Source organism: Xanthomonas indica, from assembly GCF_040529045.1.
Classification (GTDB): domain Bacteria; phylum Pseudomonadota; class Gammaproteobacteria; order Xanthomonadales; family Xanthomonadaceae; genus Xanthomonas_A; species Xanthomonas_A indica.
Genome location: NZ_CP131914.1, coordinates 2,925,189 through 2,940,368, shown reverse-complemented (window position 1 = coordinate 2,940,368; position 15,180 = coordinate 2,925,189). Strand labels below are relative to the sequence as shown.

The 15,180-nt window shown below is 68.9% G+C and carries 8 protein-coding genes; all 8 read left to right on the top strand.

All coding sequences use genetic code 11. The features are described 5' to 3' along the window. The 8 genes from Q7W82_RS12715 (at position 1) to Q7W82_RS12680 (ending at position 15,081) form a co-directional block, all read left to right on the top strand. On the top strand, positions 1 to 2,370 hold the full coding sequence (locus tag Q7W82_RS12715; RefSeq protein WP_242161303.1) for a methyl-accepting chemotaxis protein: 2,370 nt from the start codon (positions 1 to 3) through the stop codon (positions 2,368 to 2,370). A gap of 245 nt (positions 2,371 to 2,615) precedes the next feature. Beyond that, positions 2,616 to 4,865: a methyl-accepting chemotaxis protein gene (locus Q7W82_RS12710; protein ID WP_242161302.1), complete on the top strand. Its 2,250-nt coding sequence runs from the start codon at positions 2,616 to 2,618 to the stop codon at positions 4,863 to 4,865. 346 nt (positions 4,866 to 5,211) lie between these two features. After that, positions 5,212 to 7,455 (top strand): methyl-accepting chemotaxis protein, encoded by a 2,244-nt coding sequence (locus Q7W82_RS12705; RefSeq protein WP_242161301.1) that lies wholly within the window; start codon positions 5,212 to 5,214, stop codon positions 7,453 to 7,455. Positions 7,456 to 8,136: 681 nt separating this feature from the next. Further along, the gene (locus Q7W82_RS12700; RefSeq protein ID WP_242161300.1) at positions 8,137 to 10,638 is read left to right on the top strand and encodes a methyl-accepting chemotaxis protein; all 2,502 of its coding nucleotides are present in this window, start codon (positions 8,137 to 8,139) and stop codon (positions 10,636 to 10,638) included. A gap of 347 nt (positions 10,639 to 10,985) precedes the next feature. Next, positions 10,986 to 11,417 (top strand): hypothetical protein, encoded by a 432-nt coding sequence (locus tag Q7W82_RS12695; RefSeq protein ID WP_353949520.1) that lies wholly within the window; start codon positions 10,986 to 10,988, stop codon positions 11,415 to 11,417. Beyond that, positions 11,414 to 13,621 (top strand): methyl-accepting chemotaxis protein, encoded by a 2,208-nt coding sequence (locus tag Q7W82_RS12690; protein WP_242161298.1) that lies wholly within the window; start codon positions 11,414 to 11,416, stop codon positions 13,619 to 13,621. The genes Q7W82_RS12695 and Q7W82_RS12690 overlap by 4 nt, the downstream gene beginning before the upstream one ends. Before the next feature lie 60 nt (positions 13,622 to 13,681). Next, positions 13,682 to 14,464, top strand: a complete 783-nt coding sequence (locus tag Q7W82_RS12685; protein WP_242161297.1) for a flagellar brake protein — start codon at positions 13,682 to 13,684, stop codon at positions 14,462 to 14,464. Positions 14,465 to 14,586: 122 nt separating this feature from the next. After that, positions 14,587 to 15,081 carry a chemotaxis protein CheW gene (locus Q7W82_RS12680; protein ID WP_019796102.1) on the top strand — a complete coding sequence of 165 codons (495 nt, stop codon included), beginning with the start codon at positions 14,587 to 14,589 and terminating at the stop codon, positions 15,079 to 15,081. Positions 15,082 to 15,180: the final 99 nt, after the last annotated feature.

The following is a 15,180-nucleotide window of genomic DNA, read 5'->3' as shown; positions in this document are numbered from 1 at the left end:
ATGAAAATCATGCATATGCTCGGGATCCTGGTGCTGGTGGCGGTGCTCGCCCTGCTCGCGCTGGGCGGCGTCGGCTACAGCGCGCAACAAGGCCTGCTGCGCTCGGTCGCCGCGCAGGTCACGTCCTCGGACGCGCTGCGCAACCACATGCAGGCCGACATGATGCACGACGCCCTGCGCGGCGACGTCACCGCCGCGTTGCTGGCGGCGGCGCGGCAGGATGCGGACGGGGTCAAGGCCGCGCGCGCCTCCCTGGGCGAACACGCCGGCGAGTTCCGCAAGGCGCTGGACGACAACCAAAAGCTGCCGCTGGACGCGACCCTGCGCGCGCAACTGGATGCCGCGGGGCCGGCACTGCAGCGCTACATCGCCGCCGCCGACAAGGTGGTGACGCTGGCCGAGACCCAGGGCGACAGCAGCGCCGCCTATGCGGACTTCACCGCGCAGTTCGCTCGGCTGGAAACCGAGATGGATACGATCAGCGACAGCATCCTGGCGCTGAACGAACAGAGCCGCAAGGCCGCCGAGCAGCAGAGCCGGCGCGCCACCTGGCAGCAGGCCGGCGCGGTGCTGCTCGCCGTACTGTGCCTGGGCGCTGCCGCGGCCTGGATCCTGCGCTCGGTCGCACAGCTGCTCGGCGGCGAACCGCGGGTGGCGATGGACGCGGCCCAGCACATCGCCGAAGGCCGCCTGGACCAGCCCATCCCGGTCGCCGCCAGGCACGGGCGCAGCCTGATGGCGGCGCTGGCGCGGATGCAGCGCGAACTGCGCGAGCGCATCGAACGCGAGCGCAGCGTCGCCGCCGAGAACCTGCGCATCCGTACCGCCCTGGACAACGCCTCCACCGGCATGTACATCGCCGATCCCGACCTGACCATCATCTACGCCAACACGGCGCTGCAGACCTTGCTGCAGACCCACGCCGAGGACATCCGCGCCTGCGCGCCGGCATTCGACCGCGCCGCATCGCTGCTGGGCCAGTCGGTGGCGCTGCTGGAGGTGGGCAATTCGCAGGACGCGGAGATCTATCAACGGCTGGACCGACAGGGCGCGGCGCAGCGCGAGGTGCGCTATCGCGAGGTCTGCATCGCCCAGGAGATTTCCGCCATCCGCAACGCCGAGGGCGCGCACCTGGGCTTCGTCTGCGAATGGCGCGACCGCACCGCCGAGACGCGGGTGGAGGCGGAAGTGGCCGCAGTGGTGCGCAGCGCCGCCGCCGGCGACCTGTCGCAGCGCATCGACCGCACCGGCAAGCAGGGCTTCTTCCTGATGCTGGCGCAGCAACTCAACGGCCTGCTCGACGCCAACGCGATCAGCATAGCCGAAGTCTCGCGGCTGCTCAGCGCACTGGCCGACGGCGACCTCGGCGCGCGCATGCACGGCGACTTCCAGGGCATCTTCGCCACCATGCGCGACGACGCCAACGGCACCGCCGAGCGCCTGGCCGACATCGTCGGCCGCATCCAGCGTGCCGCAGGCGACATCCACAGCGCCGCCACCGAAATCGCTCAGGGCAACAGCGACCTGTCGCAGCGCACCGAGCAACAGGCCGCCAGCCTGGAAGAGACCGCCGCCTCGATGGAGGAGCTCACCGCCACGGTCAAGCAGAACGCCGAGCATGCGCGCCAGGCCAACCAGCTCGCCGCCGGCGCCGCCGCGGTCGCCTCGCAGGGCGGCGCCGTGGTCGGCCAGGTGGTCGACACCATGAGCGGCATCGAAACCGCATCGAAGAAGATCGCCGACATCATCTCGGTGATCGACGGCATCGCCTTCCAGACCAATATCCTGGCCTTGAACGCGGCGGTGGAGGCCGCGCGCGCCGGCGAACAGGGTCGCGGCTTCGCCGTGGTCGCCAGCGAGGTGCGCGTGCTGGCACAACGCTCGGCCAACGCCGCCAAGGAGATCAAGGGCCTGATCGACGACTCGGTCGAGCGGGTCACCACAGGCGCGGAGCTGGTGCAGCGTGCCGGCCAGACCATGCAGGAGATCGTCGCCTCGGTGGGCCGGGTCACCGACATCATGGGCGAGATTTCCGCGGCCTCGCAGGAGCAGTCCGCCGGCATCGAGCAGGTCAATCGCACCGTCACCCAGATGGACGAGAGCACCCAGCAGAACGCCGCGCTGGTCGAGGAAGCCACCGCCGCGGCGCGGTCGATGGAGGACCAAGCGGCGCAGTTGAGCGATGCGGTGGCGGTGTTCCGGGTGGAACAACAGCAGGCCGCGCGCAGCGCCGCCCCTGCATCCGGCGCCGTCGCCGCGACCGCATCCAGCCATGCCACCGCAACGACCGCCGCTGCGCACGCGCCGCAGGCCAATGCCCAGGCCATCGCCGACGCGATCGGCAGCCAGTGGCAGCCACTCACTGCGTAAGGAAATGAATTAGACAGCGTCGGGAATCGCCTTACGACCAACGACGCATCGAGGAATCCGCCGTCACGCCGATATCACATTCGAGCGACGGCGTTGCAGAGTCAAACAAAAAAGGCACTTGGTTTTCTTGCTTCTTTTCTGACCGCCACGCCCCGCCGCTCCACGCGCACACGCGCTGCTGGAGCCCGTCTGGACGCAGTAGGCCCTGGATGCTCCAGGAACATCGTCAACGAAGAGGTCGACCAATGAACTCCTTCCTGCAACGCTACAACGTCGGCCGCCGGCTCGGCGGCGCCTTCGGCCTGCTGATCCTGCTGTCCTGCGCCCTGGTCGCCATCGGCTTGCTGTCGATGGCGCGCACGCGCACCGAGTTGGACAGCATCGTCAAGGTGAATGTCGAAAAGAGCCGGATCAGCAACGGCATGCTCGACGCCAACTCCAGCATCCTGATCGCGCTCGGCACGCTGGCGATGGAGACGCGCGAGGAACTCAACGATCAGGCACTGGCGGAAATCAAGGCCAAGCGCCAGCGCTACACCGAACTGCGCAACGAACTGGAGGCGTTCCCGCCCGCCAACGCGGATGCGGTGAAACTGCGCGCCGACATCGACGCCGCACGCACCACCGCGCGCGCCATGAACGATGAAGTGATTGCGCTCGCCACCGCGCACCGCAACGCCGAGGCGCAGACGGTCCTGAGCGAACGCTCGCGCCCAGCCACGCTGGCCTGGCAGGCCAAGATCCGCGAGAACGTCGCCTTGCAGGAAGCGCAGATGAAGGTCGCTCATGCCAAGGCGACGCAGGCGATGGTCACCGGCCGCAACCTGCTGATCGCCGGTGGCGTCGCGACCCTGCTGCTCAGCGCCCTGCTGTCGTGGACGATCACCCGCAGCCTGACCGGGCCGCTGGGTCGGGCCACCCGCGCCGCCGAAGCGATCGCCAGCGGGCGCCTGGACAACGACGTGGCCACCAACGCACACGACGAACCCGGCCGCCTGCTGCTGGCCATGGATGCGATGCAGCGTCAGTTGCAGCGTTTCTCCGGCGAAACTACGTTGATGATCGAACTGCATGCGGACAAGGACATCAGTCACCGCATGCCGCAGGATTTCCCGGGCGTGTACGGCGAGCTCAGCAAGGGCATCAACACCATGATGTTCGAGCACCTGGACGCCATCGTCGACGCCATCGGCGTGCTCAACGAATACGCCAACGGCGACCTGCGCCGCGACGCGCGCCGCCTGCCCGGCAGCCGCGCTGTACTGCACGAATCGATGGACGCGGCCAAGGCCAGCCTGCTGGCGATCAACACCGAGATCAAGCGCCTGGCCGCGGCCGCCGCCGCCGGCGACTTCAGTGCCCGCGGCGATGCCGCGCACTTCCAGCACGACTTCCGGCTGATGGTGCAGGACCTCAACGCGATGATGGAAGTGAGCGACCACAACCTCGGCAAGCTGTCGGCGCTGTTGCAGTCGATCGCCGCCGGCGACCTGACCGCACGCATGGAAGGCGAGTTCCAGGGCGTGTTCGCCACCATGCGCGACGACGCCAACGCCACCGCCGATCAGTTGACCGGCATTGTCGGTCGCATCCAGACCGCGGCGGTCAGCATCAGTGCCGCCGCCACCGAGATCGCCGCCGGCAACGACGACCTGTCGCGCCGCACCGAGCAGCAGGCCGCCAGCCTGGAAGAGACCGCCGCGTCGATGGAGGAACTGACCTCGACGGTCAAGCAGAACGCCGAGCACGCGCGCCAGGCCAACCAGTTGGCGGTGGGCGCGGCCTCGGTCGCCTCGCAAGGCGGCAGCGTGGTCGGCCAGGTCGTCGCGACCATGAGCGGCATCGAGGCGGCATCGAAGAAGATCGCCGACATCATCAGTGTCATCGACGGCATCGCCTTCCAGACCAATATCCTGGCGCTCAACGCCGCGGTGGAAGCGGCCCGCGCCGGCGACCAGGGCCGCGGCTTCGCCGTCGTCGCCAGCGAAGTGCGCACGCTGGCGCAGCGCTCGGCCAGTGCCGCCAAGGAGATCAAGGGCCTGATCGACGATTCGGTCACGCGCGTGGCCGAAGGCTCGGTCCTGGTCGACCAGGCCGGCCGCACCATGAGCGAGATCGTGGCCTCGGTGCAGCGCGTGACCGACATCATGGGCGAGATCTCGGCCGCGTCGCAGGAACAGTCCGCCGGCATCGAGCAGGTCAACCAGACCGTGGTGCAGATGGACGAGACCACCCAGCAGAACGCCGCGCTGGTGGAAGAAGCCACCGCGGCCGCACGTTCGATGGAGGAGCAGGCCGGTCAGCTCACCAGCACGGTGGCCTTGTTCAAGATCGACAGCATCGGCGGCACCGCCGCTGGCGTGCACCCAGCGCCGGCGCGGGCGCCGTCCGTTGCGGCCAGCGCGCCGCGAGTCGCCAAGGTGGCGGCACGTCCACAGCGGCAAACCGCCAAGCGCGCCGCGGTCGCGGTCGGCGGCGACTGGCAGGAGTTCTGAGTCGCACGGTCGCCATGCCGCCGGCATGGCGACCGGATGCGGCGGCCTGCCCCATGTCCGTCGTGCAGGCAGTGCACCACATGCACATGCCCGCATACGCAAGGTATAGGCCGGCGCATTACGCGCCAGCACATGTCGGAACCACGTCGGATTCCGCCCTCGCCGACTGAAACCAGTCGGAACGCAGACAGCTTCCTAACCGGCTGCCAACAATTCGGTGAGGAATGCTCAACTTCTCACCGACACGTCGATATTGAGGGTGCGACAAGGCACCACCAGGTCGCGTCGCAGCCGCTGATTGCCAGCGCTTGCGACCGGGCTTCCCTCTGTCCCCCAAAGGTCGGCTATGAACGCACTTCTGCAACGCTACAACGTCGGTCGGCGCCTGAGCATGGCGTTCGGCATCCTCATCCTGCTGTCCGGCGTGCTGGTCGCCATGGGCCTGCTGACCATGGCCAGGGCGCATCGCGAGCTGAACAGCATCGTCAACGGCAACATGGAAAAAGTGCGGCTTTCCAACGAAATGCTGGACGCCAACACCAACGTGCAGGTGGGCCTGCTCTCCATCAGCATCGTCGACGGCGACGCGGCCAACCAGAAGATGCTGAACATCGTGCGAGGCAATCGGGCCCGCTTCAAGGCCGCCCACGACGCGTTGGCGGCCATGCCGGCAAGCCCGGCCGAACGCCAGGCCATGGACACGATCGAGGCCTCGCGCGTGCGCTCGATGCAGCTGAACGATCAGGTGCTCGCGCTGGGCGAAAAGGACCAGAATGCACAGGCGCAGGCGCTGCTGCTCGGCGATGCCGCGGTGGCGATGGACAAGCAGCAGGCGGCGATCCGCGCCAATGCCGACCTGCAGCGGCGCCTGAGCAAGGAGGCCTATGCGGCGTCCTCGGCGGCGATGACGCGTGGCCGCATCGTCCTGATCTCCGGCGGCCTCGCCGTCCTGTTGGTCAGCGGCCTGCTGGGCTGGACCATCACCCGCAGCCTGACCGGGCCACTGTCGCGCGCCACCCGCGCCGCCGAAGCGATCGCCGACGGCCGCCTGGACAACGACGTGAGCACTACCGCGCGCGACGAGCCCGGCCGCCTGCTGATCGCGATGGGCCGCATGCAGACCCAGTTGCAGCGTTTCTCCAGCGAAACCGCATTGATGATCGAACTGCATGCGGACAAGGACATCAGCCACCGCATGCCGCAGGACTTCCCCGGCGTGTACGGCGAGCTCAGCAAGGGCATCAACACCATGATGTTCGAGCACCTGGACGCCATCGTCGACGCCATCGGCGTGCTCAACGAATACGCCAACGGCGACCTGCGCCGCGACGCGCGCCGCCTGCCCGGCAGCCGTGCGGTGCTGCACGAATCGATGGACGCGGCCAAGGCCAGCCTGCTGGCGATCAACACCGAGATCAAGCGCCTGGCCGCGGCGGCCGCGGCCGGCGACTTCAGTGCCCGCGGCGATGCCGCACACTTCCAGCACGACTTCCGCCTGATGGTGCAGGACCTCAACGCGATGATGGAGGTGAGCGATCGCAATCTCGGCAAGCTGTCGGCGCTGTTGCAGTCCATCGCCGCCGGCGACCTGACCGCACGCATGGACGGCGAGTTCCACGGGGTGTTCGCGACCATGCGCGACGACGCCAACGCCACCGCCGACCAGCTGACCGGCATCGTCGGCCGCATCCAGACCGCGGCGGTCAGCATCAATGCCGCCGCCACCGAGATCGCCGCTGGCAACGACGACCTGTCGCGCCGTACCGAGCAGCAGGCCGCCAGCCTGGAAGAAACGGCGGCGTCGATGGAGGAACTGACCTCCACCGTGAAGCAGAACGCCGAACACGCACGCCAGGCCAATCAGCTGGCGGTGGGTGCCGCCTCGGTCGCCTCGCAAGGCGGCAGCGTGGTCGGCCAGGTGGTCGAGACCATGAGCGGCATCGAGGCGTCCTCGAAGAGGATCGCCGACATCATCTCGGTCATCGACGGCATCGCCTTCCAGACCAATATCCTGGCGCTCAATGCCGCGGTGGAAGCGGCGCGCGCCGGCGAGCAGGGGCGCGGCTTCGCGGTGGTCGCCAGCGAGGTGCGCACCCTCGCCCAGCGCTCGGCCAACGCCGCCAAGGAGATCAAGACGCTGATCGACGACTCGGTCGGCCGCGTCGCCACCGGCTCGGCGCTGGTCGACCAGGCCGGCCGCACCATGCAGGAGATCGTGGCCTCGGTGCAGCGCGTCACCGACATCATGGGCGAGATCTCGGCGGCCTCGCAGGAGCAATCCGCCGGCATCGAACAGGTCAACCAGACCGTCACCCAAATGGACGAGACCACCCAGCAAAACGCCGCGCTGGTGGAAGAAGCCACCGCCGCCGCCCGCTCGATGGAGGAACAGGCGGTGCAACTGAGCGATGCGGTGGCGCTGTTCAAGATCGACCGTGTCGCCACGATCACGCGGCCGGCAACGGTTCGCGCGGTGCCGGCCACGCCGGCGCCCCGAGTCGCGAGCAAGGCCGGCCCTGCTCCGCAACCGGCCGCGCACCGTCCGCTCGTGGCCGCCGCCAGCAACGGCGACGCCTGGCAGACGTTCTGAGGCCACACTGGCCAGGCCGCTGCGGCCTGGCCAGCACGCGCGCCCCTACACGCGACACCTGCGGCCATCCTCGGCCCCATCGAACGCCGGCGACGTCGATACCCACCGCCAGCGACTGCCTGTCCGGCCCTTCGAGCGCCGCATCGCGTGCCGTTCCGGAACCTCCCCGCGTTTCCCACCCCGACGCCGTGCCCGGTGCATGGCGTCACGCTGCCTGCGAGCAACGCGTGCTCCGGCATCGCTCGCGGCGGCAGCATGCCGTGTCCGCAGCCGGCGAGCCTGAGCAGACGCAAGCGGGCCGCCACCGGTCGGTCACCGCCGTCCCGCAGCGCTTCGCGTCGACCCAGGAGCGGCAGGAGCGTGTCGCCGTGCGCGGATTGCGTCAAACCTGCCGCGCGGCTGCATCCGCGCGGGCGCGCACCGCGTATGTGCTGCCCAATTGGCTTCGCGGTGGTATTGCAACACGGAGGGCGGCGTAATTCGGCCGCCATCACAGATTCAAAGTTTCGCCCGTGGCGGCCGCTAAAGATCTGCCCGAGCCGGTCGAGCGCTGCCGATCCATCGCATGCGCACGTGCTGGTCAGGCGACCTCGACGGCCACTTGTTCCACCCTGCCTTTCCTTGGCATGCGCTCCCTGCGGGGCACCTGCCTTCTTTCGCTTTCCCTCAGAGACCCGCGCAATGACGTCGCATCCTGCGAACCACGCCGCTCCGCCCGCCTCCGAACGCCACTCCCGTCTGCGGGTCTGGCACGACCTTCCCATTGCGCGCAAGCTCAGCCTGATCGGTGTCCTGGCCTTGATCGGGCTGGTCATTCCCCTGCTGCTGTACACCCGCACGCTCAACGAGGGCGTGGAGGTCAGCCGCGCCGAACTGCGCAGCTACGCGCCGCTGCGCGAGATGCTCACCTTGCTGGCGGCACTGCAGGAAGAACAGGTCGGCAGCGCCGCCGACGCGGCACAGGCACGCGCGACGGCCGACCGGGCGCTGCGCGAACTGCAGCGGACCGTCCCGGCCCTGCCCGGCTTCGAGCGCAGCACGGCGGCACTGGCGCAGTTGCAGCAGACCTTGCAGACCAGGCGCAACGACTTCGTGGCGGTTGCAGACCAGGCCGACGACGCGCTGGACGCGCTGCGCGACGACAGCCAACTGGTCTATACGCCCTACGTGGAGAGCTACCACCTGGTGGTCAGCAGCCTGATCTACGCCCCGGTCACCAGCGAAACGCTGACCCGCCTGGATGCGATGCGTGACCCGTCCCAGGCCGGCGCCGACACGCCGGTGCTGCGCGCGCAGATCGCCGAACTGGCGCGCGATCAGGCCCGCCTGCAGCATGAGCTGAAGAAGGCCCTGGGCCTGCTCGAGCAGCCGGATCCGGCGCTATCGCGCGCCGTCGCCACCGAAACGGACGTCGCCGCCCGCGCCCTGCCGCAGTTGGCGCAGGCCCTGGACAGCGGCAGTGCCGATGCCGGCCAGCACTGGAACGCGGCCCTGCATGGCTGGGACGAGGCGCTGCACGGCCTCAGCGCCACCGCATTGCAGGCGCTGCAGCGCCAGTCGCAACGGCACCTGGACGCCTCGCTGCAGGCGATGTGGACCGCCGTTGCCGGGCTCGGCCTGCTGACCCTGCTGATCGCGGCGGTGTGCGTGCATACCCTGATCACCCTGACCCGCAACGTGCGCCGTGCCGCGGGTGTCGCCGCCGACATCGCCGAGGGCCGCCTGGATGCCCGCATCGTGGTTCCCAGCCGCGACGAAAGCGGACGGCTGCTGGCCGACATGCACCGCATGCAGCAACAACTGCGCGAGGTGCTGGCCGCACAGACCGAGATGGCACGCCGCCACGACCTGGGTCAGACCAGCTACCGCATGGACGAAAGCGCCTTCCCCGGCGACTACGGCCGCATGGTCCGCGACAGCAATACGCTGGCCGCCGCGCACATCGCGGTCACCGAGCGTTTGGCGCAGATCATGGGCCGCTATGCGATCGGCGACCTGTCCGAGGACATGGACCGCCTGCCCGGCGAGAAGGCCCGCCTCACCGCGACGATGGACACGGTCAAGCACAACCTGACCGCGATGAACACCGAGATCAAGCACCTGGCCGGGGCCGCCGCGGCCGGCGACTTCAGCGTGCGCGGCGATGCCGAACGCTTCCAGTACGATTTCCGCCTGATGGTCGACAGCCTCAACCAGTTGATGGCCACGTCCGACGACAATCTGCAGGCGCTGTCGTCGTTGTTGCGCGCCATCGCCGCCGGCGACCTGACCGCGCGCATGCAGGGCCAGTTCCAGGGCGTGTTCGCCACCATGCGCGACGACGCCAACGCCACCACCGGGCAGCTGGCCGCCATCGTGTCGCGGATCCAGACCGCCGCCGGCAGCATCAATGGTGCCGCGGCGGAGATCGCCACCGGCAACGACGACCTGTCACGGCGTACGGAGCAACAGGCGGCCAGCCTGGAAGAGACGGCAGCCTCGATGGAGGAACTGACCTCCACCGTGAAGCAGAACGCCGAACGCGCGCGCCAGGCCAACCAGTTGGCCGCGGGCGCCGCCTCGGTCGCCGCGCAGGGCGGCGTGCTGGCCAGCCAGGTCTCGGACAAGATGAGCGGCATCGAGGCCGCGTCGCGCAAGATCGCCGACATCATCTCGGTGATCGACGGCATCGCCTTCCAGACCAACATCCTGGCCTTGAACGCGGCGGTGGAAGCGGCGCGTGCCGGCGAACAGGGCCGCGGCTTCGCCGTGGTCGCCACCGAAGTGCGGACCCTGGCGCAGCGCTCGGCCAACGCGGCCAAGGAGATCAAGACCCTGATCGACGACTCGGTCGAGCAGGTCGCCGAGGGCGCGGCCCTGGTCGGACAGGCCGGCAGCACCATGCGGGAGATCGTGACCTCGGTGCAGCACGTCACCGACATCATGGGCGAGATCGCCGTCGCCTCGCAGGAACAATCGTCCGGCATCGAACAGGTCAACCGCACCGTCACCCAGATGGACGAGAGCACCCAGCAGAACGCCGCGCTGGTGGAGGAAGCCACCGCCGCCGCACGCGCGATGGAGGAACAGGCCAGACAGTTGCGCCAGGCCGTGGCGGTGTTCAAGGTGGAGGCATCGGCATCGGCATCGGTGCGCGCGCCGGCAGCGTTGTCCTCGCACAGGTCGTCGCACGCGCTCGCCTGAGCCGGCACGCGCAGGCCGGGCGAGCGCCGGCCTGCCCGCTGTGCAACCCGCTCGACGGCACCGCGGCTCACGCGGCGACACCCCGGACGACCGATCGGCCGCGGCACCTTCCGCGGCCATGGCGTTTCCATGTCTGTCGGTCGTGTTTTGCCTCGAATCGAGAACTGGCAACGTGACCGGAGCGTGAAATGTGATGAATGCCACCTTAAGGAACGATAGCCATTGTCGATAACGTGAACAGCCGGTAAGTGCCGGCGCCGTCCTGGCCGCCTTCCATGCAGACACCCTCCCCGGATGCCGACCGACCGCGGCGTTTCCTGCGATTGCCGCTGGGTTTGTTGCTGCTGGTGGTGTGGAGCGTCTGGGCCATTGCGCACCTGGTCGCGTTCGCCACACCGCCACCGGCCGACAGCGCCGAGGGCATTCGGGCGCGCCTGCTGGCCTTCGCGCCGGCCGCCGCCAACGCCGGCCAGCCCGTCGCGTTCCGCCTGCGCGTGGCCGGTTGCGCGTGCGCCACACCGGCAACGGCGTCCCTGCCAGGCATTCGCAGCGTCGACCTGCGCGACCGCGCGGCACCGCCGACCCTGCCCTACGCGCTCATCGTCTTCGATGCGCAGGCCCGCCTGATCTATGCCGGCCCGGCCCAACTGGGCGGATGCGGCACGTCCATCGCCGCGGCTGCGCTGATCCCCCGATTGCTCGCCAGCGGCAGTGCATCGCCGCTGATCTCCCCCGCCGCGTGCGGATGCCCCACCGACTCCAAGGAATCCCTCGCATGAGCGCGTCGCCTCACCCAGGCAGTCTTCTCATCGGCCACGAGCGCTACGTCTATCTGCAGAGGCTGGCGGCACAGGCCGACCGGCTGTTCGTCGCGGTCTCTGTGCTGGCCACCCTGGCCAGCCTCGTCGCCGCCTGGCATCAGGGCGCGTGGACGTTGTGGCTGACGGTCAGCCTGCCGACCCTGGTGGTCGTCGCCCTGCAGGTGAAGCTGTATCCGGGCAGCCTGCTGAGCCGCTGCACCGTGGCGCTGGGCCTGATGGTGCTGGCGGCCGCGCTGATCCAGCAGGCCGGCGGCATGATCGAGGTGCACTTCGGGGTCATCCTGCTGATCGCCCTGCTGCTGTACTACCGCGACTGGCGTCCGATCGTGGTCGCCGCCGCGGCGATCGCCGTGCACCACGTGCTGTTCTTCTGGCTGCAGCACCGCGGCCTGCCGGTGCGCGTGTTCACCGCCGACGCCGGGCTCGGCATCCTGGCCATCCATGCGCTGTACGTGGCGGTGGAAGCGGCGATCCTGGTGCCGATGGCGGTGCAGATGCGCCGGCAACTGCTGGACGTGGGCCACGATCCGCACGACCTGGCGCAGGCCGCGCGCGCCATCGCCCAGCAGCAACCGCTGCCGGAGGCGATCCGTGCGCTGACCCTGCCGGAAGGTTCCATCGCCCACACCCTGGTCGCGGCCAATGCGCAACTGCTGCACAGCCGCGAACAGGACAGCGAGGCCCAGCGCGAAAACCAGCGCATCCGCAGCGCGCTGGACGACGTCACCACCAACGTGATGATCGCCGACGCCGAGCGCCGCATCGTCTACGTCAACCGGCCGCTGCTGCAGATGCTCAGCGACGTGCAGGACGACCTGCGCCGCGACCTGCCGCAGTTCGACGCCAGCGCGCTGCTGGGCAAGACCATCGACGTGTTCCACCGCCATCCCGAACACCAGGCGCGCATGCTCGCCGAGTTGAAGGGCACCCACCGCGCGCAGATCCGCGTCGGCGGCCACACCATGCGCCTGATCGTCAATCCGGTGACCGACGCGGCCGGCCAACGCCTGGGCTTCGTGGTGGAGTGGGCCGACCGCACCGAGGAAGTGGCGGTGGAAGAAGAGATCGCCGGCATCGTGCGCGGCGCGGTGGCCGGCGACCTCGGCGGACGCATCCGCCTGGACGGCAAGCACGGCTTCCTGCTGCAGCTGGGCGAACAGATCAACGCCATGCTCGCCGCCAGCGCCTCCGGCCTGGGCCACATCCAGCAGATGCTGCGCGCGCTCGCCGAGGGCGACCTGTCGCGGCGCATCGACGCCGACCTGCAGGGCGTGTACGCGAACATGAAGGACGACGCCAACGCCACCGCCGAGCAGTTGTCGGCGATCGTGCGGCAGATCCAGGGTGCTTCCGATGCGATCAACACCGCGGCCGGCGAAATCGCCGCCGGCAACGACGACCTGTCGCGACGCACCGAGCAGCAGGCCGCCAGCCTGGAGGAAACCGCCGCGTCGATGGAAGAGCTGACCTCCACGGTCAAGCAAAATGCCGAGCATGCGCACCAGGCCAACCAGTTGGCGGTCGGCGCGGCGGCAGTCGCCTCGCAGGGCGGCAGCGTGGTCGGCCAGGTGGTCACCACCATGAGCGGCATCGAGGCGTCCTCGAAGAGGATCGCCGACATCATCTCGGTGATCGACGGCATCGCCTTCCAGACCAACATCCTGGCGCTCAACGCGGCGGTCGAAGCCGCGCGTGCCGGCGAACAAGGCCGCGGTTTCGCCGTGGTCGCGAGCGAGGTGCGCACCCTCGCCCAGCGTTCGTCGAACGCGGCCAAGGAGATCAAGACCCTGATCGACGATTCGGTCGGCCGCGTCGCCCAAGGCTCGGCCCTGGTCGATCAGGCCGGCGGCACCATGCGCGAGATCGTGGCGTCGGTGCAGCGCGTCACCGACATCATGCGCGACATCGCCGCGGCCTCGCAGGAGCAGTCGGCCGGCATCGAGCAGGTCAACCAGACCATCGCGCAGATGGACGAGGCCACCCAGCAGAATGCCGCCCTGGTCGAGGAAGCCAGCGCCAGTGCCCGCTCGATGGAACAGGAGGCAGGCGCACTGGCACGCGCCGTGGCATCCTTCACTCTGGAGCAGCGTCCGCGGCTGAGCGCCGTCGCCACTGGCGGCAACGCGCAGCCGGGCTACAAAAACGCCCTGCTCAGCCGATAGCATGCGTGGGGCGATCCGACGCGGTGCCGCCCCACCCACCTCCCGTACGCACTGTCCACCATGGCCGAAGGCACTCCCAGCGACTCCCCCGTCCCGTCTTCGCCGGAAGAAGCGGTGGAGGACGACCGCTTCCTGCTGACCAAGCCACGACAGATCCGCCAGTTGCTGCAGTCGCTGATCCAGCAGCGCTCGCAGGTCAGTGCGCACGTGGGCGGCCGCGACCAGGCCTTCTCCACCGCGCTGCTGGAGTTGGACGAGGACAGCGTGCTGCTGGACCTGAGCGTCAACGAAGCCTCCAATCGCGCCGCCGAGCAGGCCGAGTACCTGCTGTGCTTCGCGCAGCTGGACAAGGTGCGGGTGCGTTTCCGCATCGAACGCCCCGAGCGCACCGAACACAACGGCCAGTCCGGCTTCCGCGCGGCGCTGCCGGAGTCGCTGTACTACCTGCAGCGGCGCGAGCATTTCCGCCTGGAGACCCCGGTCACCGAATCGCCGCTGTGCGTGCTGCGTTTCGAGGACGACGCCGGCCAGGTGGAACTGAAGCTGCGCGTGGTGGACATCAGCGGCGGCGGCCTGGCGGTGGCGCTGGTGCAGGGCCAGCCCATGCCGCAGCTGCAGCAGAGTTGCCCGAACTGCATCCTGCAGCTGCCCGACGCCGATGCCATCCGGCTGACCCTGCAGGTCTGCAACATGTATGTTTCCAAGCTCGCCAACGGCCAGGACACCCTGCGGGTGGGCATGCGCTTCCTGGACCTGCCGCGCGGCGCCGATGCGGCGATCCAGCGCTACGTGTTCCGCATCGAGCGCCAGCGCAGCGCCCGCAAGAGCGGCGTGCTTTCCTGAACGCCGGCAGCGGCGAGCCGTTCGCGGCCTAAAGTTTGGCGGCGCCGCGCCGATCTAGCATCAGAGTCGCGCTTCCCCACCCACGCCACCACCCGCAATCCCGTGCGCACCAGGAGCACACGATGAACGACAAGACCACCTCCACCTCCGGCGCCACCGGCGGCGAATTCCTCAGCTTCACCCTCGGCGAAGAACATTACGGCGTGGATATCCTCAAGGTGCAGGAAATCCGCGGCTACGACTCGGTGACCCGGGTCCCGGACGCCCCCGAGTACATCAAGGGCGTGATCAACCTGCGCGGCACCATCGTGCCGGTGATCGACCTGCGCCTGAAGCTGCGCCTGAAGGAGGCGCGCTACGACGCCTTCACCGTGATGATCGTGCTCAACGTCGAGAACCGCGTGGTCGGCATCGTCGTGGACAGCGTCTCCGACGTGATCCCGCTGAACGAAGAGCAGATCCGCCCGACCCCCGAGTTCGGCGCCGCGGTCGACACCCGCTTCATCTCCGGCATCGGCACTCAGGACGACAAGATGTTGATTCTGCTGGATATCGAGACCCTGCTCGACAGCGCCGAGTTCGGCCAGCAGCACGCCCACGTCGACGAGGCCGCCTGACGGACGGCGGTTCGCCCGGCTGTAGACGAAACCCGCCTCCCGGCGGGTTTTTTATTTGAAATGCGAACTGTTTATCACTTGTGAGAATCAAGTTAACCG